The sequence below is a fragment of the Campylobacter concisus genome (assembly GCF_902460665.1).
GTDB lineage: Bacteria > Campylobacterota > Campylobacteria > Campylobacterales > Campylobacteraceae > Campylobacter_A > Campylobacter_A concisus_AL.
Genome location: NZ_CABPUR010000004.1, coordinates 86,320 through 113,204, shown reverse-complemented (window position 1 = coordinate 113,204; position 26,885 = coordinate 86,320). Strand labels below are relative to the sequence as shown.

The window sequence follows — 26,885 nt, the reverse complement described above, 5'->3', positions numbered from 1 at the left end:
AAAGCCAGAAGAAAGAATTTAAAACAAATTTATTTTTATGGTATTAAAAGGGTGATGACTTTATAATCGTTGAAATTTTTAAGAGACTGTCCCACTTTAGTAACTAAGTGTTCCACTCTTAAAGGAAATTTTAAAGAAAGGGAAAGAACAAAAGCATCACTGCTAATGCCTAAAATAGGGTGTTTTGGTGTCACGGGGGAGACTTGAACTCCCGACCTCCGGCTTATGAGACCAGCGCTCTAACCAGCTGAGCTACCGTGACACTTTAAAATAAGTTTCGGATTATATAATTTTTAAACTTATTTGTAGATAAAAACCATCTTTATCTACAAACACAAAGTAAAAGCACCAAGAATCAATAAAATGTCTATTTCACGAAATAATTTTGAGCTAGAGATTTATCCTCGGGTGTGATACTAAATTTCTCGCCAGCGATGCTAACTTCAAATTCATTCTCTCTGCTTGCTTTTGTATAAGCTAATGCAAGCCTTGCAGCTAGCTCTTTGTCAGCTTTACTAGCGTTTTTGCTTATGAAGCTAACGGCTCCTACGATGTCATCGCTCTCTTTAAATTTTACCTGATCAAATTTATCGTTTGGATGTGCTAAAAGTGCGTTATTATCGCTCTCGTCACGTCCTATTATCATTTTAGCACCATCTGGCAAGCGCAGATGCCTACCAAGCTTTAGCCACGTTACATCGATATCTCGCATCTCTTTATCAAAATTTAGATAATCCTTTATCTTCACAGCAAAGCTCTCGATCGTTAGCAAACATCCGCCCCCAGGTGTTGCAAAGTCCTCAAAGCCAAATTCCTTTGCCAAAGCAAGCTGCGGCTTTCTATCGCGCCCGCTTATATCAAGCAGCTTCTCTCTATCGACCCAGCCCTCGCGCTCTGGCTTAGTTGGTGGCAAGAGCTTAGCGCACATCGGACGAAGCACAAGATCGTCCTCATCATCAGCTAGACGCTTAACTTGAAAGAGTGCGTCTCTTCGCTGGCTCATCGGTCTTTGTCCTACGACTTCGCCTGTGATGATAAAATTTGCATTTTCGCTTTTTAGCATATTTAAAGCGGTTTTAAACATATATCCGTGGCAGTCGATGCAAGGGTTAAACTGCTTGCCATAGCCGTATTTTGGGTTAAAAAGCACATCACGAAGATACTCGTTTCTCATATCAACCACTTTTAAGCTAGCTCCAGCCAAAGCTGCACGGCGTCTTAAAATTTCATGTTTTTCTTCATCTACGCCAAATCCAGTATCCATATAAAGTGCGACCACTTCGATGTTTTGATCACTTATTAATTTCATTGAGAGCATGCTATCAAGCCCTCCGCTAAACAAAGCTAAAGCCTTCATTCTTATCCTGAAAGTAAAATTTAAAGCCTAAATTTACTAAATCTAGGCTTTTATGAAGTTTATTTAGCAGCGTTAATTACGATTTTTTTGATGACTTCGCTAGCAGCTTTTAGACTGCTAACTGGCAAATACTCGAAGACGGAGTGAAAGTTGTTTGCCCCTGTGAATAAATTTAGCGTTGGCACACCTTTTGCAGATATCACAGCGCCGTCATATCCACCACGCATCGGCTTTATATTTGGCGTGATATTTAGCTCGCTAAAGGCATCTTTTGCTAGTTTTATCGGAAGTGAGTTTTCGTCTTTTAAAAATTTAAAGACGTTTTCATAGCGTGTTTTTAGCGTAATCTCACAACGCTCACCATAAATTTTGTTAAAAGAATTTGCCATATCGCTTAAGAACTCAAGCCTTTTTTGAAATTTTACCTCATCAAATTCTCTTATATCGATCTTAAGAGTTGTTTTTGCGCTGTTTCCACTAAGCTCTTTTACCCAAAAATAGCCTTCTTTGCCCTCGGTACACTCTGGCACTTCGCCGCCTGGCAAAAGTGAGATAAATTTATGCGCAAGAAGTAGCGAATTTACAAGCTTGCCCTTTGCATTCATCGGATGAGCCGAAACGCCTTTAAAGACCATCGTGCAGTCAGCCGCGTTCCAGTTTTCATATATTAGCTCGCCTATCTCGCAGCAGTCTAAGCAGTAACCAAAATCAGCTCCAAGCAAATTTACATCAAGTGCTTTTGCCCCAAGTAAGCCCTGCTCTTCATCTGGCACGAAGCAGATCACGATTTTACCGTGCTTTACATCAGGATTTTGCATAAAGTAGCTAGCCATATTTACAATGCTAGCGATCGCAGCCTTATCATCAGCCCCAAGCAAGCTAGTGCCATCAGTCACGACTATGTCATCACCAACATACTTTTTAAGCTCTGGGTTATCGCTAAATTTTAGATAAATTCCCTGCTCTTCGTTTAAGCAAATGTCGCCACCTGTGTATTTTACGATTTTAGCTTTGGTATCATTTTTTTGCTCACTACTTGTATCTAAATGCCCAAAGAAGGCGATACTTGGAGCATTTTCGCAGTTTGCAGGAATTTTTGCTATCAAGATAGCATTGTCTTGCAAAATGATATCTTTTATGCCTAGCGAGCTAAGCTCTTCTTTTAAAAACTTAGCTAGCTCATACTCGGTTGGATTAGAAGGCATGACACCTTTTAACCCATTTTCTTTATTTGTTGTTGTGTTAAATTTTGTGTAGTTTAAAAATCTCTCTACGATATCCATTTTTTATCCTTTTAGATGACAAAAAATGCAATCGCTACAACAGAGACAAACATACCCAAAAATGTTCTTTTAGCGATTTCAACTGGACTAACCATCGCAATGCCTGCACAAACGATAGCAGCACCAGCAATTGGAGAAGCTGATCTACCTAAAGCACCAGCAATAGCTGCTGCCATACCAAGCTTATCTTGCTCAAAGCCAAGTGCAGCGGCGTTTGTTGTGACGGCTTCATTAAATGCAAATGTAGCGGCGTCGCCTGAACCTGTAACTATACCCATGATAAATGGCACAAACGTTCCGCCAAATTTAACGTAACTTTGATCTGTTTTGAGCCATGCGATGACCACATCAACGGCTCCACATGCCTTTAAGCCAGCGACAAAGACACCAGCTGCGATGATGATACCCATAACATCGGCATAAGCGTGGCCCATTCCGTTAAAAAATTCTTTTGTGATCTTTTGCGGATTTGTAAGCGTAGCAAAGATAGCTATGATGGCACCTAGTATCATCGCCTCAGCAACGCCCATCTTTGTCCATGCAAGAAAGCTATAATCTTTTGCAAGGCTTGTTCCACCAATAACCAAAATAACAAGTGGAACTAGAGGCATAATAGCGTAGATAAAATTTACTTTAAATAGCAGCTTCTCTTCGCTAGTAGTACTACTTTCAAGAGTGAAATTTGTATTTTTTTGATAGTCTTTAAGTAGTATCGCAACAATAACTAATGCGATCACTACGATAACAAGAGCAGTAAATGCACTTGGAATTTGCACTTTTATGACATCTTGAACTGTGTAGCCCTCAACCGTCTTTTTAACAAGATCAGCTACATAGACGTTGTGAGCCGATCCTGGGCTTAAGACTCCACCAAATGTACCCGCAAAAACAGCAGCACCAGCCATAGCTGGGCGGATACCTGAGGCCATTAGAAGTGGTATAAGCGTAGCACCAACAGCAGCCGAGCAGCCAGCAGCTGAAGGGATAGCGATATTTATAAAATAAGTTAGCACGGTTGTTGCGGGGATCAAGATAAAGCCCACGTTTTTAAGCGGCTTTGTAAGAAGCGCAACAAGATGTTTATCGCACATTGTGTATTTCATAACAAATGCAAAGCCCATACTTGCACAAATCGCCTTTATAAGCCCTGCTTTGGTCATATAGTCAGTAAAAGCACTTAGTGCTCCCATCGGTTTTAGTGCGATTATACAAAGCACTAAACCAACACCTATTAGCACCGTTCTTGTCTCTTTTTTTAAGACAAGAAGTGCCACAACAGCTGTAATGCCAAGAATGGCAGCAATTAGCTTAAATGTTTCCATACCTCTCTCCTTGCTTAGATTTTAAATTTAGTTCCAACTTCTATTTTTTCTATCTCTTTTTGATACTCAAATTTTAAAATTTCGCTGTGTCCTATGACCTTAGCTTCGCTACCCTCTATGAGCAAAGCCGTACCTTCAGGCAGTGCGTAAATGGTCTCTTTTGGATTAGCTATTAAAAATTCCTCCAACCTCTCCTCTCTACTCTCGCCGTTATGACCTGCTAGCTTACCACTTATGAAGTGCGGGTTTATTTGATAAGGGAATATATTTAAGCTATCAAATGACTTTGGCATGATGATAGGCATATCATTTGTCGTCATCATCGTCTTGCCAGCTATGTTTGCACCAGCTGACCAGCCAAAGTATTTTGCGCCATTTGCCACAGCTTCTTTTATAGGCTCGACTAAATTTAGCTTATAAAGAGTGTAAAGCAGCATAAAGGTATTTCCTCCGCCAACTGCGATACTGCTAGCATTTTTGATAGCTGAAATTTTATCCTCATAGTGGTGGATTGATTTTATATTGCTATTTTTTAATCTATCAATTACTTTTTGCTCATACTCGTCATTTGTTCGCCTAACTCCAGCGTAAGGGATAAATAAAATTTCTTCCTTGCCACATTCACCTAAAAATTCCTTAACCCAGTTTTTGCAGTGCCTTAAATAGCCAGTATCTTGATAGCTTGAAGCACTGATTAGTAAAGCATTTTTCATTTTTTTACTCCATTTAGTTTGTAAGCAGATCTTATATAGATATCGACCCCAGCCACCAAACACTCCTCATCAAAGTCAAATTTGTAGTTGTGATGGCCTGCTTTTAAATTTGTTCCTATCATCATATAGCCACTCTTTGCGCCCCTATCTTGCAAAGCTCTCATAAAGTGAGCAAAATCTTCACAAGCACCAAAATCAAGCTCTTTTACGATCTTGTCATCATCTATAAATGGACTTTGCTTTGCAGCTTCATAGAAAATTTCAGTTACTTCTTTGTCGCTATCGGCTCCGTTTGTGCCACCAGTTTTTACGACTTTGCTCTCTACGCCATAAATTTCGCTCACACCTTTAACGATATCCATGCATTTTTCATACATAAAATCATTTAAATTTGTATCTTCGCCTCTTGTTTCGCAAGCTAGATAACCATTTGGCGCGATGACGTTTCTGCCTTCACCTGCTTTTAAAACGCCTACGTTTATCCTGGTCACGCCTTTTGCATGTCTTGTGATACCATGCATGCTTAGTGCCATTTGAGATGCGGCTAAAAGGGCATTTGCACCATCTTGAGGTGCTCCTGCTGCGTGAGCTGAACGACCGGTGATATGTACGTCAAATTTTGAAGTTGCAAGTAGCTTATTTGTTCCACAGATGATGCCTCTATTGGTTTTTGCTTGAAAGCCGATATGACCGCCAAGTAGATACTCTACACCATCAAGCACACCAGCAGCTTCCATAGCCACAGCTCCTCTTGTGCCCTCTTCTGCTGTTTGGAATATAAATTTAAATTTACCGTTAAACTCATCTAAATTTTCAGCTATAAGTTTTGCTACACCAAGACCTATCGATATGTGTCCGTCATGCCCACAAGCATGCGTGATACCAGCGATATCTGCACCAAAACCCTCTTTGTAAGGTCTGTGATCAGCGTCTGCGCTCTCTGTCACATCAACACTATCAATGTCAAATCTAAATGCTGTAAATTTACCAGGCCTTTTTGTATCTATAAAGGCTGTTAGGCCAGTTAGTCCATCTTTCATATAAGGAAGATATTTTGCCTCTTCAGGACTTAGGAGCTTTTTGGCTCTTTCTATTGCTTTTTCGCACTGCTCTTTTGAGCCAAGGCCAAGCCTTGCATCAGCTTTAACCACCTTGTCACCAAGGCTTATTTCATAACCAAGATCGCTAAGCCTCTTTGCTAGTACGGCGGTTGTAAAAAATGTAAACCAGCCAGTCTCTGGATGTGAGTGAAAATACCTGCGATCCTTGATCAGCTCATCTTTTAAAGAAAGAGCCAAATTTGCTATCTTATCCATAGATTTCTCCTTATTCATTTGATAGTTTAATTAGTGCATTTGTTAAAATTTGTGTAGCTTTGAAAGCATCATCAAAATTTATAGCTTCTGCTATATTGTGACTGATGCCACCAACGCAAGGTATAAAAAGCATGCCAACGCTACTTGCAAGTTTTGTTAGATTCATCGCATCGTGTCCAGCTCCGCTTGGCAAAGTAAGCGTTTTTATGTCCAGTTTAGTAGCCTCTTCGCTTAGTAAATTTATAGCATGCTCACTTAGTTTTACTGGCTCGTCACTACTTAATTCTCTTATCTCATAACTAAAATTTAGCTCTCCGCTTAGCTCTTTTATAAAATTTCTAAGCTCTAAATTTAGCTCTTCTAAGCTTACCTTATCAATATCTCTTAGATCAACTCCAAGCCTTGCCTCGCCTGGCACGACATTTAAAACGCCTGGTTTTGCATGTGCGTAACCAACAGTAGCCACAGCTGTTTTTTTATTTTTAGCAAATTTATTGGCTGCGATTATGATGTGTGAAGCAGCTAGCAGCGCGTCGCTACGCATATTCATCGGAGTTGCACCGCTGTGATCTGCCTTGCCATGGATAATAATCTCAAATCTTATAGGAGCGGCGATCCCACTTACTACGCCAACGCTTATGCCGCTTCGCTCAAGCACTGGGCCTTGTTCAATGTGAAGTTCTAAATATGAATGAAATGAGTGTTCTTTTAAAATAGAATCATTTAAATTTTGTGGCTCAAGTCCAAATTTGCTCATCGCTTCAAAAAGCGAAATGCCATCTTCGTCTTTTAGCTCATGAAGCCTTTGTAGACCAAGTTTACCACTTATTATCTTGCTGCCAATGGTCGCTGTCTTGAAACGACTTGACTCTTCACAGCAAAAATTTATCAGCCAAAGCGGACGCTTTAGCTTAATGCCAGCTTCTTTTATCGAGGTTAGCGCCTCAAGTCCAGCCATAACGCCAAGCATACCATCATAAAAGCCGCCATTTGGCACGCTATCTATATGAGAGCCCACACAAACTGGCTTCTCGCCTGGCTTACAGCCATCATCATATATAGCAAAGATATTGCCAACATTGTCAATTTTAAGTTTAAAGCCATTTTCTTCTATTAAATTTATAAGAAAATTTCTAGCTTCCAAGTCTTCTTTGCTAAATGCAAGCCTTGTTAGCCCTCCACCTTTTAATGCTCCAAATCTGCTTATAGCATTAAAATTCGCCTCAAATCTTTTAAAATTTATCATAATAAATCCTTAAAAATAAAACTGATCTTAAAAATATTTATTACTTTGAACATTTTACATTTAGTTTTATGATTTAAAGCTGAATAAGTGTTAAATTTTGAAATCTAATTTTTTTGTAGTTTGTCGTATATGCTTTTTATAATTTCTGAAATTTTTTGCATTAATTCGATTTTATTTGGTTTTTGTGATTTTCTAGTATCTTCGCGAAACTTCTCATAGTATTTTAGCTTTAGCTTTAAAATGGCCTCTTTAAGGCTCTCTTCGCTCGAAGCTACGTTTGAGCTTTCATCAACATAAATTTCTCTAACAAGCACCGCATTATCTTCAATATTTGGCAATAAAACAGCTTGAAAATAATCTTTATGGTGCAAGAAAAATTTCTCCTCAAGCTCGTTTAAAACGATAGCTTCGTAATTTTTATTTGCTAGCATGCTCTTTAAAACGCTAAATTCCAAAATATCGGTTTTATCTTTTTTTTGAGCCATTTGTTTATTTATTGCAGCATTTGTAAAATTTTGATCTTGTCTATTTATATATCTTTGCCCATGAAGGCTAAAAGTATTTAGCTCTATTTTGAGCAAATTTGAGACCAGTAATTCGTAACTTTTTGCGATTATTGGCTTTAGAGAATTTGTAAATTCCACTATCTCTTCTAAACATTTTTGCTTTTGCACTGGACGCGTAATATCATATTTTTTTACAATTTGCTCGATATAAAACTCACCAAGCTCAGTCCCAGAACCAAACATCTCTTTTAGCTCGTCGCTTCTACCTGCAAATACCATATCCGCAGGGTCTGCACCATCTTTTATAATGACAACGCTTCCATCTATTTCATTTTGCACCAAAAGACGAGATGATTTTATAGCGGCATTTATACCAGCCGAGTCACCATCAAAACAAAGCACTACGCTTATCTCTCCTCTTTTTAAAAGTGGCAAGTGATTAGTCGTAAGTGCGGTCCCAAGCACGGCAACAGCGTTTGTAAAGCCAGCAAAGTGCAGCATGATAACATCTAAATATCCCTCTGTGATGATGATCTGCTTCTTTTCAAAAATACTTTGTCTAGCTAAATGATAGCCGTAAAGCAGCTTTGACTTGTCAAAAACCATGCTTTGTGGAGAATTTACATATTTAGCGGGATGATCTGAGATCGTTCTACCGCCAAAGCCAACTAATTTTGCCGTGTGCGCATATATGGGAAATGTGATACGCTCGATAAAACTAGCATAAATTCCCTTCTCGTTTTGCTTTACGATTCCAACTTCAAGTGCCTCTTTTGGCTCGATATTTTCATTTTGCAAAAGCCTAATAGTACTAGCACTCTCCCCTGCCCAGCCAAGCTCAAATTTCTCGATCATCGCATCATTTATGCCACGAGAATAGATATATCTCACAGCGGCTTCGTGCTTGAAAAATTCGCTCCTATAAAAAGCATTTGTCTTTTCTAAAATGTGCTTATTTTCTTTTTGTGTTGGGGCTTTGTCGCTTGTGTATTCAAGGCTAAAATTTACAAGACTAGCTATTCTTTCGATAGCTTCTGGATAGGTTAATTTCTCATAATCCATTACAAATTTGATCGCATCTCCGCCGGCCTTGCAAGCAAAACAGTGAAAAATTTGTTTGCTTTGACTTATGCTCATACTAGGATTTCTATCATCATGAAATGGGCAGACGCATTTATAGTTTGCACCCATTTTTTTAACTGGCAAATAGTGCTCTATAATGTCAACGATATCGATTTGATTTTTGAGTTTTTCTATGGATTTTGGATCTATCATAAGCAAAATTATACAACCGCTTTGTTATAATTAAAGTAAAATTTTATTACAAAGTAGGAGCGTGGATATTTTTTTCATTGGGCACAGAGATCCGATATTTAGCCTTATTATTTTATTTAGCATTATTTTGATGATAGCTGCATTAAGCTACGCTTGGGGTATCTTTTCAAGCAAAGATGAGAAAAAAAGAATCGAAAAATTTATAAGAAAATTTGATAGCAAAGATGGCATAAGTAGCGAGCATAAACAGATGCTACAAAGCCCAGAGATAGACGCCCAAAGCCTTTGCATGCTAGGGCAAACTTTCGCTAAAAATGGTGATTTTGAAAAATCAATTAGTGTTTATCTCATCGCACTTGGCAAAGTTAGAGATAAAAATGAAAAAGAATTTATCCTAAACGAGCTTGGAGAGGTCTATTTTAAGGCCGGATTTTTAAAAAAAGCTAGCGAAGTCTTTGAAAAAGTGCTTGAACTAAGCCCAAGAAATGTGCTTGCACTTCGCTTTTTAACGATGATAGATGAAAAACTTAAAAACTACAAAGAAGCTCTTTATGCGCTAAATTCTCTTGAAGAGCTTGGTGTAAATGTAAAAGATCAAAAGGCCTATATAAAGGCTATTAGCACGCTTGATGATAGAAATTTAAGCTTTAATGAAAAGGTAGAAATTCTCTCCCACCTTAGCCAAAATTTTGAGCTTTTAAGACGTATGATCTTAGCACTTTTCATAAGGCACAATGAAAATTTAGAAAATTTAAAAGATTTTGCTCGTTTTGAAGATGTGATCGATCTGCTTTATAATCTAAAAACGCCTATAAATTTAAGCGATCCAAAGTACAAATCACTCTTTTACGCAAAGGGCGATATAGATGAGCCATGTGAAATTGATGGCTTTGAGCTAAACGTTATCAAAAAACTAAAAGATGCTAAATTTGACGCGGCTGGGTTAAGCTTTAACTATGTTTGTAAAAGCTGCAAAAACTCATTTCCTATGCATTTTTACCGCTGTCCGGTCTGTCACGAGCTAGGAAGTGTAAAAATTTTATCCCACATCACAGAAAAACCAAGTGAAGATAGTAACACTTTTTAGCGACGGCTCGTGCCTTGGAAACCCTGGAGCTGGCGGCTGGGCTTATATATTGAGATTTAACGAAGCGCAGAAAAAAGCAAGCGGCGGAGAGGCATACACGACAAATAACCAAATGGAGCTAAAAGCTGCGATAATGGGGTTAAAAGCGTTAAAAGAGCCTTGTGAGGTGAGACTCTTTACCGATAGCTCATACGTAGTAAATAGCATAAATGAGTGGCTTTCTAACTGGCAAAAGAGAAATTTTAAAAATGTAAAAAATGTCGAGCTTTGGCAGGAGTATTTAGAAATTTCAAAGCCTCACAAAGTCGTGGCAAGCTGGGTTAAGGGACATGCTGGACACCCTGAAAACGAAGAGTGCGACCAGATGGCAAGAGATGAGGCATTAAAAATAAAAGATGAGAATGAAAGATGAAAATTTTAGAAGAATTTGAAAAGAGTCTTGGCTATAAATTTAAAAAAACTGAACTTTTAGAAGAGGCGCTAACGCACAAGAGCACTAAGCAGGCACTAAATAACGAAAGGCTCGAGTTTTTGGGCGATGCGGTGATGGATCTGCTCGTGGCTGAGTATCTTTTTAAGAAATTTAGCAAGATCGCAGAGGGAGACATGAGTAAGCTAAGAGCTGCACTTGTAAATGAAAAAAGCTTTGCAAATATGGCAAGGCATCTAAAAATGGGTAAATTTTTAAGGCTAAGCACGGCTGAAGAAAACAACGGCGGCCGCGAGAAAGATAGCATCTTAAGTGACGCATTTGAGGCGGTGATGGGCGCTATCTACCTTGAGGCTGGACTTGATAAAGTGCGAGAAATTTCGATCGCTCTGCTTGAACTTTGCTATCCACAGATCGACTTTGCACACCTTGAAAAGGACTACAAAACCGCTCTTCAAGAGGTCACTCAGGCCAGTCTTGGTGTCATACCAACATACGAGCTCATCGGCACGTCAGGCCCTGATCATAAGAAAGAATTTGAGATAGCACTGCTGCTAAATGGCAAAGAAATTTCACGCGCTGTTGGAAGCTCCAAAAAGCAAGCCCAACAGCTTGCAGCAAAAATTGCACTAGAAAAAATCAAAAAATAGGAAAAATTTTGAATACATTTGGCAAAAAACTAACATTAACAACCTTTGGTGAGAGCCACGGGGTGGCGATCGGTGGCGTGATAGATGGACTTCCGGCTGGGCTAAAGATAGACGCGGATTTCATCCAAAGCGAGCTAGATAGACGCCGTCCTGGACAAAGCAATTTTACAACCGCAAGAGATGAAGCCGATAAGATAGAAATTTTTAGCGGCGTCTTTGATGGCATGAGCACTGGCGCGCCAATAGGTTTTGCCATTTTTAACAACAACCAAAAGTCAAATGACTATGAAAATTTACGTGAAATTTTCCGCCCTGGGCATGCTGATTTTACCTATTTTAAAAAATATGGCATTAGAGATCACAGAGGTGGTGGGCGCGCGAGTGCTAGAGAGACAGCTGTAAGGGTTGCTGGCGGGGCTTTTGCGCAGCTGCTTTTAAATGAGTTTAATATAGAAATTTTAAGTGGAGTACTTGGTATAGGCAAAATTTTTAGTGACAAAATAGACTTTAACTTTGCTAAAAATTCTCAAATTTATGCTCTTGGCAATGAAGAAGCGATGAAAGAATTGGTAAATAAAGCTAGAAGCGAGCACGATAGCGTGGGAGCTGTGGTTTTAAGCGTGGCTAGAGGAGTGCCAGCTGGTCTTGGCGAGCCACTTTATGATAAGCTAGATAGCGCGTTAGCAGCGGCTTTGATGGGCATAAATGGTGTAAAAGCCGTTGAGATCGGTGCTGGCGTAAATGTAAGCTCTATGATGGGCTCAGCAAACAATGACGAGATGGACGAGCTTGGCTTTTTGAGCAACAACGCTGGCGGGATACTTGGGGGCATAAGTAGCGGCGCTGAGATCGTACTAAAGAGCCATTTTAAGCCTACGCCTTCGATATTTAAAGAACAAAAGACACTAAATTTGGCTGGCAAAGTGGTAGACTTTGAGCTAAGAGGCAGACATGATCCATGCATAGGCATACGTGGAAGCGTCGTTGCAACCGCGATGATAAGGCTAGTTATCGCCGATATGTTACTACTAAATGCTAGCACAAAGCTTGAAAATTTAAAGAAAATTTATGGCTAAATATATAAAAATGAGTAAGATTTAGTGGCCAAAAGCCACTAAATTTTTAGAATCTATAAGCAAACTGAAGTTTTGCGCTGCTTTGATCTTTTTTGCCAAAAGATTGTGCTATGCCAAAATTTATGAGTGTTGCATAAGTTGGCGTATATCTTAGACCGACCTCAACCTCCGAGCTTGTTCCTTTTTGAGTTAGGCTGATCTCCTCGTCTTCTTGGATCACTGCTATTTTTGACTTGGTGTTAAATTTATACTCAGCGCTAATTTTTCCATAAGGATTAAATTTGCCAGCATCATAGGCTATTTTTGAGTAAATTTTAGCTCTACTTGATGTAACGCTACTAAATTTTAATGTGCTTTGTCCGATATCTGCCTCATCGCTACCGACATAAGAGAGTGCGTAGTTTAGCCCACCATCAAGTATAAAGCTATCAAATTTTATCTTTTTGCCGACACCAAAGCTAGCATTGTAGTATGGCATCGAGATTTTATAATCTACATCTTTTGCATCAACCTTAGTTTGACTCCTACCAGCTTTTTGCCATGAGATCGATATAAAAATCACGTGAAAAATTTAGCCTTAAAAAATACCAAGTCCATAGTTTCTAACTCTACCATCTATTTTGACATCTTCATCGCTGTTATCAAATGTTGGTATAGCAAAAGCTCCGAGCATAGACTCGCCATTTTTATTTTTACTTTGCTAGAATTTACATCACTTCTATCTGTTAAACCAATATAAACACCTGATTGTCTACTTTTTTCAATAGAAGGTCCAGTTAGTTATATTAACTTCTTTATGCATTGCATTTACCCTAACTCCGCTAGTAAAATTTATCCATTTTACTTATTTTGTTTCTAAAAAATTTTTATTAGAAATTTTAGCCTTAAGATCAATTTTTCAAAAACGAACTTTTACTAATTTTCATCTATAATCACTACATGAAAAACGAAGCACAAAAATTTTATGCCGTCATTGATCTAAAGTCATTTTACGCCTCAGTTGAGTGTGTGGAGCGAGGGCTTGATCCGTTTAAAGCCGATCTAGTCGTGGCTGACGATAGTCGTGGCAACGGAAGTGTTTGCCTAGCCGTTAGCCCAGCTCTTAGAGCAAAAGGTGTGAAAAATAGATGCAGGCTTTTTGAGATACCAAAGGCTATAAAATTTATCATCGCACCGCCTAGAATGCAGTTTTACATCGACTATGCTGCTAAAATTTATGAGATATATCTAAAATACGTCTCAAAAGATGATATCTATGTCTATTCTATCGATGAGGCCTTTATCGATCTTACTTCTTATGTTAAATTTTATAATACCGATGCAAAATCCATAGCCAAAAAGATAATGGATGAAATTTTAAAAACTACTGGCGTGACGGCCACCTGTGGCATGGGTACAAATTTATACCTCGCAAAAATTGCCCTTGATATCCTGGCTAAGCACAGTGATGATGGGATTGCATTTTTAGACGAGCAGCTTTACAAAGAACGTCTTTGGACGCATCAACCGCTAGATGACTTTTGGCGTATCGGTAAGCAAACTAGGCTAAAGCTGGAAAAACATGGAATTTTTTGTATGAAAGATATATCAAATGCTCCGCGAAGCTTACTTGAGAAATTTTTTGGAGTTGATGCCTATATAACGATAGATCACGCAAATGGCATAGAGCCAACGACAATAGCTGACATAAAAGCCTATAAACCAAGCACAAAATCCTATTTTAGCTCTGAAATTTTACCAAGAGACTACGAACATTGTGAGGCGGTAGTCGTACTAAAAGAAATGGCTGATAGACTAGTACTTAGGATGATCAACAAAGAAGTAATGGCGAGCGGAATAACAATAAATATAAAATTTGCCGACAAACTCGAGCCACACCAGCGTGCTAGCGTTCGGTTTAAGACACCAACAAATGTTTCAAGCATGCTGATGAATTCAGCCGAAGAGTTACTCTTAAATAAGATAAAAAATGTTGGACTGATTAGGCAAATTAGCATCAGTGCAAATGACGTAGTAAAAGAGAGTCTAGCTCACTCTAGTCTTTTTGAGGATGATACTAAAGAAAAGGCGGTTTTAAAATCCCTAAATATCATAAAAGAAAAATTTGGTAAAAACTCGGTTTTAAGAGCGATCGATCTACTACCAGAAGCCACTGGGCAAGACCGAAATAAAAAGATCGGAGGGCACAAAAGTGGCGAGTAAAGATAGAGCAAAAATTTTTAACTCGTTTAATCCCCTATCAACCTTAGAGCGAGCCTTGCGGTCAAGTGAGCGTGAGAGAAGAGAAAAGCTTGAACTTGATGAAAGCATGGTGGATGAAATTTTAAAAAAGATAAGCAGGCTAAGAGCAGCTGATGAGGTATATGTGAGCTACTATGACGGCTATACCTATGCAAGTGCTAGAGGGCTAATCTCCGATGTAAATTTCAAAAACAAAACTCTTATGGTTGTAAAAACTAGGATCAAATTTGAAGATATAAATGACCTAAAAATAATTTAGCCCCCAAGCGAGGGCTAAATTTATATAAATTCTACAAAGATTGTAAAATTTTTGGTTTAGAAAAGGCAGTTATTGGTTTGATCTCGCCTTTATATTTTTCAAGATCCGCTAGTATTGTATGTCCGCAGTTGCTTTGAGCGATACTAGATGTGCCTTTGTCGCGTGTTAGGACATTGATGCAACCGTGTTTACAAAGGCTTCTTTCGCCAAGCACTTCAGGATCATACCATGCACCTTCGCAGATGGCGATGACACGCTCTGGAATGATGTCAGTGACAAGCGCTCCTACTAAAATTTCGCCCCTATCGTTAAAGACTCTCACTACATCACCAGTTGCGATGCCTTTTTTCTTAGCGTCGTTTGTGTTTATTAGCATCGGTTCTCTTGCGCTCACTTCAGCGTAGTTTCTGATTATTGAGTTATTTAGCTGAGAGTGGAGGCGATATCTTGAGTGTGGGGTTGTGATGCTAAATGGATATTTTTTAGCTTTTTCACTACCAAGCCACTCAAATGGCTCGATCCAAGCAAAGTGTGGAGCAAAGTCTTTGTAGCCAAATTTAGCAATAGTTGGAGAGTATATCTCTATCTTGCCTGATGGCGTGCCAAGGCGATTTTTGTGTGGGTTTTCTCTAAATGCACTAAGTCTTGTGTAGTATTTTGTCTCTTCATTGTCTTTGTCAAATTTGACATATCCCTCTTTCCAAAACTCATCAAAGCTTGGCATTTTAAGATCTAGTGATTTGGCTTGTTCCACCGCATCTGCGTAAAATTCTTTTGCCCAGCCAAGCTCATCTTTACCCTCAGTAAAGACCTCTTCTCTGCCCCAGCGTTTGCAAATTTGTGAGCATATCCAGTAGTCGCTTCTGCTTTCGCCCATTGGCTCAACTACTGGCTTATAAGCCACGATGTATTCGCTTGATGGGACACTTTGGTTGATGTCATTTCTCTCGACCTCTAGTGCCACTGGCAAGACGATGTCGCTTAGTTTAGCTGTGCTTGTCCAAAATGGCTCAGCAGTTATTACAGTATCAAATTTACGCCACGCTTTTACGGCGTTATTTACGTCTTGATGTCTTGTAAACATCGAACCAGAAGCCATGTAAGCCACTCTCATATGTGGAAGTTTGATCTTAGAGCCATCATAGTCTATCTCTTTGCCAGGATTTTGCAAGGCTTCAATCGATCTTGAAGATGGGATGGTTATGTTTTTAAATTTCTTCCACGGAGCACCATCTACGTTTTCATATTTCTCGCTTATCCTAGTGCTGATACCTTTTAGAGCAGGTGCTATCTTATCAGTGCTGCCGTTTCCGTAGTAGAGGTTAAACTCAAATCCAAGACCCTCTTTACCGATATGGCCAAGCATTGCACTAAGTGTTACGATACCCCAAAAGCCCATCTCGCCATGATCTTGTCTTTGAAGAGATCTGCCAGCGATGATAGTGCTTGGCTCTTTTGCAAGCGCTGTTGCAAATTTAGCGATATCTTCAGCTTTTACACCACAAATTTTACTAGCCCAGTTTACGTCTTTTACCACTTTGTCGGTTGTGCCAAGCAGGTAGTCTTTAAATTTATTAAAGCCAACTGTGTATTTTTTGATAAATTCCTCGTCATAGAGTTTGTTTTCATAAAGATAGTGGCACATACCAAGCATCATTGCTACGTCAGTATTTGGACGAACGATGATAGTTTCAGAGCCAAGGTATCTTGTGGTGTCGTTTTTGAAGACGCAAACACTATAGGTTTTAATGCCAGCATCTTTTATCTTTTTGATGCCAAGATAACCATCGTGTGTTGGTGGCTGCCATGAAATTTGACCAGTTACAAGCGGATCAGTGCCCCAAAATACGATGTTCTTAGCATTTTTAACCATAGCTTCCCATTTTGTAGGAGCGTCATAAACCGCACTATTTCCAAGGACGTGAGGCATGATGACAAGCCCAGCTCCAGTTGAGTAGTCGCCGCTCTCTTCGACGTATCCGCCAAGCACTTTTAGCATCCTGTGACCAACGGTTCTGCCCCAGCTGATCTTACCACTACCGCCCCACCAGTAGCACTCGCCGTAGATGCTCTCAGGACCATATTTATCAAAATTTTCTTTTAAGGCTTTTGCAGCAAGGTCAAGTGCTGTATCCCAGCTAACACGTACAAATTCTTCCTTGCCACGAAGCTCACTTTTTGCTGCACCTTTTGCCTTTAGGTAGCTCTTTCTTACGTATGGATAGAGCACACGGCTTTCGTTTTGGATGAGGTCTGGCAAGCTGTTATTCATTGTATTTGGGAATTTATCACCATCAAATGGATCAACGGATACGATTTGATTTGAGTTGGTATTTGCCCAAAATAGACCAAATCTATTTGCGCCAAAGGTTTTGTTTTGGTCAAAAATGGTCTTAGTCACGCCCTCTATCTTGTTTGCCTGCGCTGCTGTGGCAGCAAGTGCAGAAAATTTTATAAAATCTCGTCTTTTCATATTTTCTCCCTTATGAAAAATTTATTTTACTTTTTTGGCATTGTGTTGTAGGTATTTGAGCACTAAATTTAGGTCAGTTTCGTCTAGTGCTACAAATTTTGCATCGACCATTCCAGCTAAATTTGCTGGCCACTGAGCCGCTGTAAAGCTATTTGGCTCATGAAGTCTATGACAAGCAGAGCAGGTCTCTTCGTAAATTTGTTGTGCTTTTACGTAAAGCTTTTTTGTATCGCCACCAAGTGCATCATTTGGCACTTCGTAAACACCCTCTGCTTGGTACCAAACCTCGCCGTAGTCATCTTCAAGATCTTTTACTTTTTTGAAATTTGCCTCACTCTCGTCATTAAAAGCTACAAAAACTTCAGGATCTTCTATACTTCTTTGAAGTTGGGCTAAATAGTTTGCCGAAACTACGCCATTAACCTTGATCTTACTCGTTTTATCACCTTTTTCGACGACTTCAACTGGTGTTAAAACCTCGATCTTTCCTATCATCTTGCCATCTAGCGTTATATTGGCATCTTTTGCGATAACATCGGCACTAAAAGCAAGACTACATGCTAAGACAGGGGCTAAAAATAGCATTTTCATGTTGCAATCCTTAAAAATAAAATTTAAAAAAATCTTATAACCTAATGGCTTAAAATTACATTGTTATATTTAGTTTTATTTAAGAAAGTTAATATTCATTTTTATTAAAAATAAGATTTAGCAGAAAATTTATCAGTGGGTTTTGTCAATTGTTTTGATAGCTAAAAATATAAGCAAACACAAGCTCTGTAAAAATCTTACTTTTGGATCTAGTGAAGTAAAAATTTAACCTTACTTCACTAGCTACTATAAAAAAGTGTGGCAAAGCTTTTATAAACTTAAAAACTTAAATTAGTAAACTTCTTGCAGTATTTATAAGCATGCTAAAAGTTACTACTCTACATTGCTAGCTATGTTAAGACTTTCTAGAGTTTTATCGTTTTAAAAATTTTTATCAAAACGCCTTATTATCAATCTAACAGCTTTGCTTATCGCCTAGCTCGCACGCCTTTTTTCGCATTTGCTTTGCCTTTTTCGCGTCTTTTTTTACTTGCTCGTATCTGTTTTCGTTGAAATTTCCCTCATACAGCCACGTCGCCCTCTCACAGCCGCCTACGTAGCCTAGCTTACACGAGCGCTCGTAATACTCCATCATCTCGCCTATATCGCCTCCCGTTCGCTCTATCATCCAGCCCACGTTGTAGCATCCGGGAGCGTATTTTTTGTTGCATAGAGTATTGTTTATCGCAAACGACTGCACCTCGTCGCCTAGCTCTTCTTGCATGAAATTTGCTAATGCCAAGCAACCTGGCAAATAATCGTAAAGGACGCAGCTAGCCTTGTAATACGCGCTAATCTTGGTCTCGCGCTCGCTCTTATCCGCGGCTTTTACTAGATTATTTTTATAAAGTTCGCCAAGATAAAAGCAGCCCTCGCCGTCTCCTTTAGCGCAGGCTAGGCTAAATAGCCCCTCCGCCGCGCCGTAGTCTTACTTTAAGTTAGCCACTACCATGCCCGCTTGCACGCACTCTTTGGTGGCGTTTAGGTCGGGATTTTTGCATTTTTTGAGCTTTTCTAGCGTATCTGCGGCTAGCAAGGGCGAAAGGCCAGGCTCGCTAGCGAATAAATTTAACGCTACAAAGAGCGCAAATAATAAATTTTTCATTTTTATCCTTTAAATTTACCTAACCCCGCGCTTTGGCGATGCAAGCGGCGACGGCCTGCATCAAAGCGCCGCGAAATCCGCCGTTTTCAAGCGCGGTAAGCCCCTCGATCGTGGTTCCCGCCGGCGAGCAGACCTCGTCTTTTAGCGCGGCAGGGTGCTTGCCGCTTTGGATCAGACGCGCCGTTCCTTCTACGGCTGCGCAGACGGCGTCGTAGCAAAGCTGCCTAGGCAATCCGCCCCGCACGCCCGCATCGGCCGCAGCCTCGATAAAGGCACACGCATACGCCGGCAGGCTTCCCGCGATGCCCGTAAATGCGGCAAACCCGGCCTCGTCTATCTCGTAAATTTTACCGATTTTAGCGATTATCTCGCGCACGGTCTCTTTCTTAGCCTCGCTAAATCCAGCGTCAAAGCAAAGAGCCGTGGCCGACGCTCCGATGCAAGCCGCGATATTTGGCATCGCGCGAGCTATATAAACGCCCTCGCCTACGATTTGCCTAGCGCGATTTATGTCAAAATTAGGCGCCAAAAGAAGCAAAATTTTGCCCGCAAGCTCGGGCGCGATCAGGCGCAAGATAGCCTCGTAGCTAGCAGGTTTAGTAGCCAGTACGACCGCATCCGCTTCGCGCGCTAGATCCGTTTCGCTCGCTGCTATTTTTACGCTAAATCTCTGCCGCAAGGCTTCGTTTTTGCTTCTAGCATAGGCTAGGATTTCAAATTTCGTCTTTTTTTCGTATTCGCGCGGGCTTACGTTTTTATCCGTTTGTGCTAAATTTTCCGCCCCATGTGCCTCGCCACCGCCGTCAAATTTTCGCTCGTCCTCGGCCAAGCTTCGCCCCGCGTCCGCTTCGTCAGATTGCGCGCGCCAAAGCGCCTCTATCATCGCGCCGCCCATATTTCCGCCGCCGATAAAGCCGATTTTTACGCCTTTCATTTCGCCGCCTTTTTTAGAGTGCTGATTTTGACCGCTTTGCCCGCGATCGCCTCGCGTACCGCCGCGCTATCCGCCCAGATCGCGCCCGCGACCAGCTCATAGACGTCCTTCGTGTCGTTTTCAAATTTGATCGCTGCTTTTAGCGTCGGCGCTTCGCCCTGTTTCGCCGCGCCCGCGTACTGCTCGAGCATGTTTTTGCTAAGCTTGCCGTAGACTTCGCCGTCTTGGCTTAGATATATCCGCACGGCGCGCTTATCCGAGTTTTTGCCGCCCTTTTCGCCCTTGCCGGCGCTAACGCTCATCTCGTAGGCGGTTTCTCCCGTCGGGAAGTCCTTAAATTTAGCGTCCGGGACGAAAATGCGAACATTATCCGTTACCGTCTTCGTTTCGTGCGTCTGCGGCGTTATACCCGTTAGCACGATCGTGGATTTCACGTCCGAGCCTTTGTCCGAAACAAGCGCGGAGATCGGCACGCGCGTAAGTAGCGTCGTCTCGTAGCAGCCGCTAAAAATAAACGCCGCAGTAAGAGTGAAGATAAATTTTAGTTTTTTCATCGGTTCCCTTTAAATTTTCGCCGATTCTAGCATAAACTAAGCATTTTCATATTGATTACATTAAAAGTAAAAATAGAAAAGTAAGTATGGTATTTTAAAGTATAAATGGTTTTAAGATTGATAAATTTTAAATGAGAGAATGGCTCTATTTCGTCTTAAACAAAGCCGATTTAAATAAATAATGCAAAAAAGTATGAGAAATTTATATAATTTTTTTGCCGTTTTTAGAGTTTAATTATTAGCCCCTTTACAAAGGGGCTAAAATGATAAATTTGATTAAAGTTTTGCTTTTCTTTTGCGTTCTGTTGGATCTAAATAGCGCTTGCGAACGCGGATATTTATAGGCGTAACCTCGACTAGCTCGTCATCTTCTATCCACTCTAGCGCGCGCTCAAGGCTTAGCTTTCTAGGTGGCACAAGCTTGATCGCATCGTCACTACCGCTAGCACGCACGTTTGTTAGGTTTTTACCCTTGATAGGATTTACGTCAAGGTCGTTTGGACGGCTGTGCTCGCCGATGATCATGCCCACATAGACTTTTGCTTGCGGATCAAGGAAAAGCACACCGCGATCTTGTAAGTTAAATAGCGAATAAGCAAGCGTTACGCCGTTTTCCATCGAAACTAAAGCACCATTTGTTCTATGCTCGACGGTACCGCTAAGTGGTCTAAACTCCAAAAAGCTGTGGTTCATAACGCCCTCGCCTTTTGTGTCAGTTAAAAACTGACTTCTAAAGCCGATAAGTCCGCGCGCTGGAATCTCAAACTCGATCCTTGTTTGGCCATCGCCTGTTGGGTTCATAGAGACCATTTCCGCTTTTCTTTTGCCAAGTTTTTCTATGACTGTGCCTGTCGTATCATCAGGTGCGTCGATAACCAAAAGCTCATATGGCTCGCATTTTACGCCGTTTATCTCTTTTACGATGACCTCAGGTCTGCCAAGTAAAAACTCATAACCCTCGCGGCGCATATTTTCAGCCAAAATAGTAATCTGAAGCTCACCACGGCCACTTACTTTAAATTTGCCCTCGCCGATGTTTTCGTATTTCATCGCGATATTTGTCTTCATCTCGTTTGCAAGGCGCTCATCGATCTTGTTTGATGTGACGTGTTTGCCTTCAGTGCCTGCTAGTGGGCCGTCATTTACAGAAAATACAACGCTAAGGGTTGGCTCTTCGATATGGAGTGGATCAAGCGGATGAGGGTTGTTTGGATCAACGACGCTATCGCCAACGTCAAGCGCATCAAAGCCAGCGATCGCTACGATGTCGCCGGTACCAGCTTCGTTAATATCGGTTCTTTCAAGACCCATAAAACCAATTAACTTTGAAATTCTACCAGTTGTCTTTGTACCATCAGCCTTTGCGAGCATGACATTTTGGTTTTTAGATATCTTGCCGTTAAAAATTCTTGCAATACCGATCTTGCCGACGTAGTTATCATAATCAAGAGTAAACACTTGAAGCTGGAGTGGGTTCTCGTCACTACCACTTGGAGCTGGCACATGAGCTAGGATGGTCTCAAAAAGTGGCTGCATATTTATATTTTCATCACTTAGTTTTAGCTTTGCATAGCCATTTTTAGCAGCGGCATAAACGACTGGAAATTCTAACTGCTCATCGTTTGCGTCAAGTGCTACAAAAAGGTCAAAAATTTCATTTATAACGCGGTCTGGATCACCTGCTGGCTTATCTATCTTATTTACAACAACGATTGGACGAAGTCCTAGTGAAAGCGCCTTTTTGACGACGAATTTAGTTTGTGGCATAACGCCCTCTTGCGCATCGACAAGTAGCAAAACGCCATCAACCATCTTAAGAACACGCTCAACCTCACCACCAAAGTCAGCATGGCCCGGAGTATCGATGATGTTGATCTTTGTATCTTTGTAACGAATAGCAGTATTTTTAGAAAGAATCGTGATACCACGCTCTCTTTCGATGTCGTTACTATCCATTACACGCTCGCCAAGGTTTTGATGCTCATTAAATGTTCCTGACTGTTTTAAAAGCTCATCAACCATTGTTGTTTTACCGTGGTCGACGTGTGCGATAACGGCTATATTTCGTATCTTTTCCAAATTTTTCTCCGTTTATTAGTTTGCTATTTTTCGTTTGTCAGTTTTAAAATAGGGGCAGATTATAGCCAAATTTTTATAAATTTTAAGCTGATATCAAGAAATTAATTTTTGGAATAGATTTTGCATGTTTGGTATTAAGTTTAAAAATTTGAAAGGTTTAAATGCAAGCTTATACAGCGAAAAATAACGTAGATTTGCTGGCTCCTGCTGGAGGTAAAAAGCCATCTGCTTCTAAGAAATCCCAAAACAACGGCGAATTTTTGTCTATGGTTTTAGATGCAGCTGCAAGCAAAGCAAATAGCGGCCAAAAAATCACTGAAAAAGATGTCAAAGAGATAGTAAAAACGGTTACCACTCAAAAAGAGACATTGCAAAAAGCTCAAAGCGAAAGTGCAGCAAAAATTTCAACCGCACTTGAAGAAAATTTGGATGAAAATACAAAAAATGAGCTCTATGAAAATGCAAATTTCATGCAGCTTTTACAAGTTTTAGAAATTCTAAATGGCAATGAAAAAGTAAGTAAATTTCCAAATTTCAGCGACAAAATAGCAAATTTCTTAAGTGTGCCTGAAAACGTTGAAGAGCTTAGCAATGTTAAAAGCGTTAGCGATCTTATCGACCTTGCTAAGAAATTTGACCTTGGCCTTAAAAATATAGAAATTTCAAACGAAGATGTGCCAAAACTAAATGAGATGTTTAAAAATTTAGGTAAGAAAGAATTTTTCACACCAATAAAAACTGAAGAGAAGCCTTTTTACCTAAAAGAGCTAAAAAATGAAGTCGAGCAAACCATTATCAAAAATGAACCAAAAGAGGTCGTAAAGCTTGATACCTTATTAAAAGAGGTAGTGGCAAATCCAACTAATGAAGTTAAAAATTTAGTAAAAGAAGAGCCTAAAAAGCTAGATAGTGAAGTAAAGCTTGATGATGAGATAGTGGATGTTGAGCCAGAGGAGCAGCTAAAAGAGCCTAAAGTAAAGGTAAATTTACAAGAGCAAAAGGCGCAAAAAGCTCCAACTCTCGAGTCGCTACTCTTCCCAGAAAGAGAGCAGATGAGCGAGCCTGAGCCAAGCGAGGAGACATTTAACAGCGATAATAAATCAGAGCTAAATCAAATGGTAAAAGATATCGCTAGTAGCGCTAAACACCAGCTTCAAACAAAGGCTGAGATAAAAGAGACGCTTAGTAACTTCTCTTCTACACTAAAAGAGCAGGTGCAAAATTACAAAGCTCCGATCACTCGTTTTAACATAACGCTTAATCCACTAAATTTAGGTGAAGTTGAGATCACGATGGTAAATCGAGGTAACAACTTACATGTAAATTTTAACTCAACCACGGCTACTATGAATTTATTTTTACAAAATCAAGCCGAGTTTAAAAATAGCCTTGTAAATATGGGATTTACCGAGCTTGAGATGAATTTCTCAGATCAAAATCAAAGACAAGATAAAAAAGAACAAGCAAAAAACAAATATAGCTCAAATCAAAGTGAAGAGAGCGAAAACGCTCAAGCGGAACAAAGCTTGCTTGAGCTAGTAATACCAAGATATATTTAGGAGAGATAATGGCTTCAGTTTCAGATATAACTACACAAACAACACAACAAAAAAATGCCGAGAAAAAGGCAAAAGCAAAGCAAGATGCAGCAGCTGGCACAGGAACTAACCCAAATGCGCAGCTAGATAAAGATGCATTTATGAAGCTACTTTTAACAGAGCTTCAGTATCAAGACCCAACAAGTCCTATGGATACTGAAAAGATGCTTACACAAACTAGCCAGCTAGCATCACTAGAGATGCAACAAAATACAAACTCAGCTATGAAAGAGCTTGTAAATCAATTAAAATCAAATGCAAATGCCTACGCTATCTCAGCCCTTGGTAAAATGGTCTCAACTGGTTCAAACTCAGTTTTACTAACAGATGAGCAAAAAACTGTAAATTTTGCACTTTATTTTAAATCAGATCTTGTAAATGGTAAGCTTGAAATTAAAAATGCAAATGGAGAGGTCGTTCGTTCAATCGATATAAAAGATCTAAAATCAGGAGTTCGCAGAATATCTTGGGATGGTAAAGATGATTCTGGAAAACAATTACCAAATGGTGCATATACAGTCTCTGTTAATTACACTGGAAAAGATGGTAATTCATACAAGACTCAAGTAGGTAGCTATCCGGTCGAGGCAGTAAAATTTGTAGATGGTAAAGCTATGATAAAAATCGCAGGCGAATATGTCCCAATGGATAAAATATCTGAATTTTACGAAGGATAAAAGCCATGATGAGAGGTTTTTACAACGGAATTAGTGGCATTAAAACACAAAGCTTTGGCATGGATGTTTGGGCAAATAATATCTCAAATATCAACAACGTAGGTTTTAAAGCTTCAATCCCTGAGTTTAAAAATTTAATCAATCAACATATGGCTTCTGCTGGAAGTGGTCCAACTAACAATCAAGTAGGTCTTGGAGCTACGAAACAAACGACAGCTTTAAAGATGACAAATGGTAGTTTTCAAAATACCGATAATAACTTCGACCTAGCCATAGGTGGTAAAGGTTTTTTTGGTGTCGTTGATAAAAATGGTAGAAACTACTACACAAGAACAGGTAGCTTTGATATAGATGGGGCTGGAAATTTAGTAGATAATAAAGGCAACTTACTTCTTGGTACGTTAACAAGTTTTACTCCAGTCACCCCAAGTGCTAATGCTCTTAGAAAATATGGTCAAACAAAAGGTACCACGCAGGCATTTACTGCAAAAGAAGAGGATCTAAAACTAGGCGATACTGGCTCACAAAAAGGTATAAATTTACCTCATTTTTTATATATGCCAGCCAAGCAAACAAAAAATATAAATTTAAAAGGTAACCTAGACTCAAGTCTAATAACAAATAGACAAACAACAGCCATTGATGCGGCAAATTTTAATTATACACTTGATAATACAAACAAAACTATCTCACTAAATGGACAAATCCCGCTAAGTCAGACAAGATTTGGTGCAAAAGCAGGCGATAGCGTAGTGGTAAAAGTAAAAGACGGTGATGGTAAAATTAGTGAGTTTTCAACCACACTAGAGAGCGATGGCAGCTGGCATATAAACAATAAAAGCCTAAAATTTATGAATTTTGCTAGCTTAGATGTAAAAGCTGAAGTTACATCACTAGTTGAAGTAGCTAATAAAGAAAAACTAAGCTCAGAGATATATAACAGTGATGGTACAAAAAGCTTAGTAACTATAAATTTTACAAAGCAAATCCCTCAAGGTGGCAATCAAACTATCTGGAATGCCACAGCTACGATAACTGATGCTAATGGTGTTGTACAAAATACAGCTATGGGAACACTTACTTTTGATGGTAGCGGTAGGCTTGTTACAAATACATTAACAAGCGTTGGAAACGTAGCTTTAAATTTTCTTGGCGATGGAGATGCAAATGTCTATAATGGCATAACAAGCTCGGCTAATTCAAAAAAAGACTTTGTCATAAAAGCAGATGGCTACGCCGAAGGAAATCTCACAAAATATAGCGTTGATGATCGTGGAAATATCATGGCAAATTTTGACAATTCGCGCTCATTTATAGTTGCAAAAATAGCTCTATATCACTTCCAAAATGAACAGGGCGTATCAAAAGTGGGTGATAATCTCTATGAAGCAACTCCAAATTCAGGCGAGGCATTTTTTTATAAAAATAAAGCTGGTGAGACTATTTATGGCTCACAAATTCTTGCAAATAAACTTGAAATGAGTAACGTCGATCTTGGTCAAGCGCTAAGTGAGGTTATCGTTACGCAAAAGGCTTATGAGGCTAGTGCAAAAAGTATCACAACAAGTGATGAGATGATCCAGACTGCTATTCAGATGAAGAAATGATTTTTATACTAGTTGATGATTAAAAATTTAAAATGAATGATAATTTCAAGAATAGAGTTTAACTTCGTTTATCAAAAACTCATAAACTCTTTGCTGAACTAAAATTTCTTCCTCACAGCCACTCATCAAGCGACGAAGGTGAGAAAAATCTATCTTTTTGGCGTATCTTTTGTGATCTTTTAGGTCTTTATCAATGCTTAAAAGTAGTGCATCAAGTGTGATCCTATCGTTTCTTTTAACTCTTGCTACATACTCTTTAACAGTTTGGATCAAAAAGTCTTTTCTTGTTTGGTCATTTTCATAAATTTCATTTGTAATGTCATTTAAAACAAAAAAATCATCTTCGTCTGGGTCAAATTTAGCAGAGATCATTGCGGCAAAAATTTTGGCACGAAACTCTAAAGATTTGTGATGATAGATAAAAAAATCTCTAAAAGCTGATAAAAAACGAAGTTTAAACTTTCCAGACATTACTCTACTTTTTATGAAATTTGGGCTGATTATAT

25 protein-coding genes and 1 tRNA gene are annotated in these 26,885 nt (G+C 39.6%); 9 read left to right on the top strand and 17 right to left on the bottom strand.

Annotated features, from left to right (window positions below):
- Positions 1-185: 185 nt before the first annotated feature.
- The 8 genes from F3G66_RS08090 to dnaG all read right to left on the bottom strand — a co-directional run bounded on the left by F3G66_RS08090 (position 186) and on the right by dnaG (position 9,018).
- Positions 186-262, bottom strand: a tRNA-Met gene (locus tag F3G66_RS08090).
- 105 nt (positions 263-367) lie between these two features.
- Complete coding sequence (locus F3G66_RS08085; protein ID WP_149707763.1) at positions 368-1,357, bottom strand: argininosuccinate synthase domain-containing protein; 990 nt, start codon at positions 1,355-1,357, stop codon at positions 368-370.
- A gap of 59 nt (positions 1,358-1,416) precedes the next feature.
- Positions 1,417-2,640, bottom strand: a complete 1,224-nt coding sequence (pepT, locus tag F3G66_RS08080; RefSeq protein ID WP_107788744.1) for a peptidase T — start codon at positions 2,638-2,640, stop codon at positions 1,417-1,419.
- A gap of 11 nt (positions 2,641-2,651) precedes the next feature.
- On the bottom strand, positions 2,652-3,962 hold the full coding sequence (gene dcuC / locus F3G66_RS08075; RefSeq protein ID WP_149707762.1) for a C4-dicarboxylate transporter DcuC: 1,311 nt from the start codon (positions 3,960-3,962) through the stop codon (positions 2,652-2,654).
- A 14-nt stretch (positions 3,963-3,976) separates the two neighbouring features.
- Positions 3,977-4,675, bottom strand: coding sequence for a dipeptidase PepE (gene pepE / locus F3G66_RS08070; protein WP_149707761.1), 699 nt, complete (start codon positions 4,673-4,675; stop codon positions 3,977-3,979).
- The gene (locus F3G66_RS08065) at positions 4,672-5,991 is read right to left on the bottom strand and encodes an amidohydrolase (RefSeq protein WP_149707760.1); all 1,320 of its coding nucleotides are present in this window, start codon (positions 5,989-5,991) and stop codon (positions 4,672-4,674) included. The genes pepE and F3G66_RS08065 overlap by 4 nt, the downstream gene beginning before the upstream one ends.
- A 10-nt stretch (positions 5,992-6,001) precedes the next feature.
- Complete coding sequence (locus tag F3G66_RS08060; protein WP_149707759.1) at positions 6,002-7,237, bottom strand: M20 family metallo-hydrolase; 1,236 nt, start codon at positions 7,235-7,237, stop codon at positions 6,002-6,004.
- A 104-nt stretch (positions 7,238-7,341) separates the two neighbouring features.
- Positions 7,342-9,018, bottom strand: a complete 1,677-nt coding sequence (gene dnaG, locus F3G66_RS08055) for a DNA primase (protein ID WP_149707788.1) — start codon at positions 9,016-9,018, stop codon at positions 7,342-7,344.
- 61 nt (positions 9,019-9,079) lie between these two features.
- Between dnaG and F3G66_RS08050 the strand changes: the two genes are divergently transcribed.
- The 4 genes from F3G66_RS08050 to aroC are packed head-to-tail and all read left to right on the top strand — an operon-like array spanning position 9,080 to position 12,261.
- Complete coding sequence (locus tag F3G66_RS08050; RefSeq protein WP_149707758.1) at positions 9,080-10,105, top strand: tetratricopeptide repeat protein; 1,026 nt, start codon at positions 9,080-9,082, stop codon at positions 10,103-10,105.
- Positions 10,083-10,517 carry a ribonuclease HI gene (gene rnhA / locus F3G66_RS08045; RefSeq protein ID WP_021090299.1) on the top strand — a complete coding sequence of 145 codons (435 nt, stop codon included), beginning with the start codon at positions 10,083-10,085 and terminating at the stop codon, positions 10,515-10,517. Before F3G66_RS08050 ends, rnhA begins: the two co-directional genes overlap by 23 nt.
- Complete coding sequence (gene rnc / locus F3G66_RS08040; RefSeq protein WP_149707757.1) at positions 10,514-11,185, top strand: ribonuclease III; 672 nt, start codon at positions 10,514-10,516, stop codon at positions 11,183-11,185. The genes rnhA and rnc overlap by 4 nt, the downstream gene beginning before the upstream one ends.
- An 8-nt stretch (positions 11,186-11,193) precedes the next feature.
- On the top strand, positions 11,194-12,261 hold the full coding sequence (aroC, locus tag F3G66_RS08035) for a chorismate synthase (protein ID WP_149707756.1): 1,068 nt from the start codon (positions 11,194-11,196) through the stop codon (positions 12,259-12,261).
- Between the two features lie 46 nt (positions 12,262-12,307).
- On the opposite strand, the gene F3G66_RS08030 is transcribed toward aroC, so the two are convergent.
- The gene (locus F3G66_RS08030) at positions 12,308-12,823 is read right to left on the bottom strand and encodes an autotransporter outer membrane beta-barrel domain-containing protein (protein WP_149707755.1); all 516 of its coding nucleotides are present in this window, start codon (positions 12,821-12,823) and stop codon (positions 12,308-12,310) included.
- A gap of 377 nt (positions 12,824-13,200) precedes the next feature.
- On the opposite strand from F3G66_RS08030, the gene F3G66_RS08025 reads away from it, so the two are divergent.
- Both F3G66_RS08025 and F3G66_RS08020 read left to right on the top strand, forming a co-directional pair.
- Positions 13,201-14,463 carry a Y-family DNA polymerase gene (locus F3G66_RS08025; RefSeq protein WP_149707754.1) on the top strand — a complete coding sequence of 421 codons (1,263 nt, stop codon included), beginning with the start codon at positions 13,201-13,203 and terminating at the stop codon, positions 14,461-14,463.
- Positions 14,453-14,761 (top strand): YolD-like family protein, encoded by a 309-nt coding sequence (locus F3G66_RS08020; RefSeq protein WP_223154244.1) that lies wholly within the window; start codon positions 14,453-14,455, stop codon positions 14,759-14,761. Before F3G66_RS08025 ends, F3G66_RS08020 begins: the two co-directional genes overlap by 11 nt.
- Before the next feature lie 31 nt (positions 14,762-14,792).
- Here F3G66_RS08020 and F3G66_RS08015 read toward each other — a convergent pair whose 3' ends face one another.
- The 7 genes from F3G66_RS08015 to typA form a co-directional block, all read right to left on the bottom strand.
- Positions 14,793-17,234, bottom strand: a complete 2,442-nt coding sequence (locus F3G66_RS08015; protein ID WP_149707753.1) for a molybdopterin-dependent oxidoreductase — start codon at positions 17,232-17,234, stop codon at positions 14,793-14,795.
- Between the two features lie 21 nt (positions 17,235-17,255).
- Positions 17,256-17,825, bottom strand: a complete 570-nt coding sequence (locus F3G66_RS08010) for a hypothetical protein (protein ID WP_149707752.1) — start codon at positions 17,823-17,825, stop codon at positions 17,256-17,258.
- Positions 17,826-18,240: 415 nt separating this feature from the next.
- The gene (locus F3G66_RS08005; protein WP_149707751.1) at positions 18,241-18,549 is read right to left on the bottom strand and encodes an SEL1-like repeat protein; all 309 of its coding nucleotides are present in this window, start codon (positions 18,547-18,549) and stop codon (positions 18,241-18,243) included.
- Positions 18,550-18,753: 204 nt separating this feature from the next.
- Entirely contained in the window at positions 18,754-18,930 is a 177-nt protein-coding gene (locus tag F3G66_RS09485) for a hypothetical protein (RefSeq protein WP_188115851.1), read from the bottom strand.
- Between the two features lie 19 nt (positions 18,931-18,949).
- Complete coding sequence (gene proC, locus F3G66_RS08000; RefSeq protein WP_149707750.1) at positions 18,950-19,864, bottom strand: pyrroline-5-carboxylate reductase; 915 nt, start codon at positions 19,862-19,864, stop codon at positions 18,950-18,952.
- Entirely contained in the window at positions 19,861-20,418 is a 558-nt protein-coding gene (locus tag F3G66_RS07995) for a hypothetical protein (RefSeq protein ID WP_149707749.1), read from the bottom strand. Before F3G66_RS07995 ends, proC begins: the two co-directional genes overlap by 4 nt.
- Positions 20,419-20,694: 276 nt before the next feature.
- Positions 20,695-22,497, bottom strand: coding sequence for a translational GTPase TypA (gene typA, locus F3G66_RS07990; RefSeq protein ID WP_149707748.1), 1,803 nt, complete (start codon positions 22,495-22,497; stop codon positions 20,695-20,697).
- Positions 22,498-22,658: 161 nt separating this feature from the next.
- Here typA and F3G66_RS07985 point away from each other — a divergent pair, with 161 nt between their 5' ends.
- The 3 genes from F3G66_RS07985 to F3G66_RS07975 are packed head-to-tail and all read left to right on the top strand — an operon-like array spanning position 22,659 to position 26,379.
- A complete protein-coding gene (locus F3G66_RS07985; RefSeq protein ID WP_149707747.1) occupies positions 22,659-24,056 on the top strand; it encodes a flagellar hook-length control protein FliK in 1,398 nt (465 codons plus the stop codon).
- Between the two features lie 8 nt (positions 24,057-24,064).
- Entirely contained in the window at positions 24,065-24,772 is a 708-nt protein-coding gene (locus F3G66_RS07980; RefSeq protein ID WP_149707746.1) for a flagellar basal body rod modification protein, read from the top strand.
- A gap of 5 nt (positions 24,773-24,777) precedes the next feature.
- Positions 24,778-26,379, top strand: a complete 1,602-nt coding sequence (locus tag F3G66_RS07975; protein ID WP_188115850.1) for a flagellar hook protein FlgE — start codon at positions 24,778-24,780, stop codon at positions 26,377-26,379.
- A 45-nt stretch (positions 26,380-26,424) separates the two neighbouring features.
- Here the strand turns inward: F3G66_RS07975 and F3G66_RS07970 are convergent, their stop codons facing one another.
- Positions 26,425-26,850 carry a hypothetical protein gene (locus F3G66_RS07970; RefSeq protein ID WP_072595304.1) on the bottom strand — a complete coding sequence of 142 codons (426 nt, stop codon included), beginning with the start codon at positions 26,848-26,850 and terminating at the stop codon, positions 26,425-26,427.
- Positions 26,851-26,885 lie beyond the last annotated feature (35 nt).

Excerpts from the sequence above, each read along its gene's own strand:
- F3G66_RS08065 (WP_149707760.1), bottom strand. The coding sequence starts at position 5,991 with ATGGATAAGATAGCAAATTTGGCTCTTTCTTTAAAAGATGAGCTGATC.
- F3G66_RS08015 (WP_149707753.1), bottom strand. The coding sequence starts at position 17,234 with ATGAAAAGACGAGATTTTATAAAATTTTCTGCACTTGCTGCCACAGCA.
- F3G66_RS07970 (WP_072595304.1), bottom strand. The coding sequence starts at position 26,850 with ATGTCTGGAAAGTTTAAACTTCGTTTTTTATCAGCTTTTAGAGATTTT.
- F3G66_RS07995 (WP_149707749.1), bottom strand. The coding sequence starts at position 20,418 with ATGAAAAAACTAAAATTTATCTTCACTCTTACTGCGGCGTTTATTTTT.
- F3G66_RS07980 (WP_149707746.1), top strand. The coding sequence starts at position 24,065 with ATGGCTTCAGTTTCAGATATAACTACACAAACAACACAACAAAAAAAT.
- F3G66_RS08005 (WP_149707751.1), bottom strand. The coding sequence starts at position 18,549 with ATGCAAGAAGAGCTAGGCGACGAGGTGCAGTCGTTTGCGATAAACAAT.
- F3G66_RS08060 (WP_149707759.1), bottom strand. The coding sequence starts at position 7,237 with ATGATAAATTTTAAAAGATTTGAGGCGAATTTTAATGCTATAAGCAGA.
- F3G66_RS08010 (WP_149707752.1), bottom strand. The coding sequence starts at position 17,825 with ATGAAAATGCTATTTTTAGCCCCTGTCTTAGCATGTAGTCTTGCTTTT.
- pepT (WP_107788744.1), bottom strand. The coding sequence starts at position 2,640 with ATGGATATCGTAGAGAGATTTTTAAACTACACAAAATTTAACACAACA.
- F3G66_RS08025 (WP_149707754.1), top strand. The coding sequence starts at position 13,201 with ATGAAAAACGAAGCACAAAAATTTTATGCCGTCATTGATCTAAAGTCA.
- F3G66_RS09485 (WP_188115851.1), bottom strand. The coding sequence starts at position 18,930 with ATGAAAAATTTATTATTTGCGCTCTTTGTAGCGTTAAATTTATTCGCT.
- F3G66_RS07985 (WP_149707747.1), top strand. The coding sequence starts at position 22,659 with ATGCAAGCTTATACAGCGAAAAATAACGTAGATTTGCTGGCTCCTGCT.
- pepE (WP_149707761.1), bottom strand. The coding sequence starts at position 4,675 with ATGAAAAATGCTTTACTAATCAGTGCTTCAAGCTATCAAGATACTGGC.
- F3G66_RS07975 (WP_188115850.1), top strand. The coding sequence starts at position 24,778 with ATGATGAGAGGTTTTTACAACGGAATTAGTGGCATTAAAACACAAAGC.
- proC (WP_149707750.1), bottom strand. The coding sequence starts at position 19,864 with ATGAAAGGCGTAAAAATCGGCTTTATCGGCGGCGGAAATATGGGCGGC.
- dcuC (WP_149707762.1), bottom strand. The coding sequence starts at position 3,962 with ATGGAAACATTTAAGCTAATTGCTGCCATTCTTGGCATTACAGCTGTT.
- rnc (WP_149707757.1), top strand. The coding sequence starts at position 10,514 with ATGAAAATTTTAGAAGAATTTGAAAAGAGTCTTGGCTATAAATTTAAA.
- dnaG (WP_149707788.1), bottom strand. The coding sequence starts at position 9,018 with ATGATAGATCCAAAATCCATAGAAAAACTCAAAAATCAAATCGATATC.
- F3G66_RS08085 (WP_149707763.1), bottom strand. The coding sequence starts at position 1,357 with ATGAAGGCTTTAGCTTTGTTTAGCGGAGGGCTTGATAGCATGCTCTCA.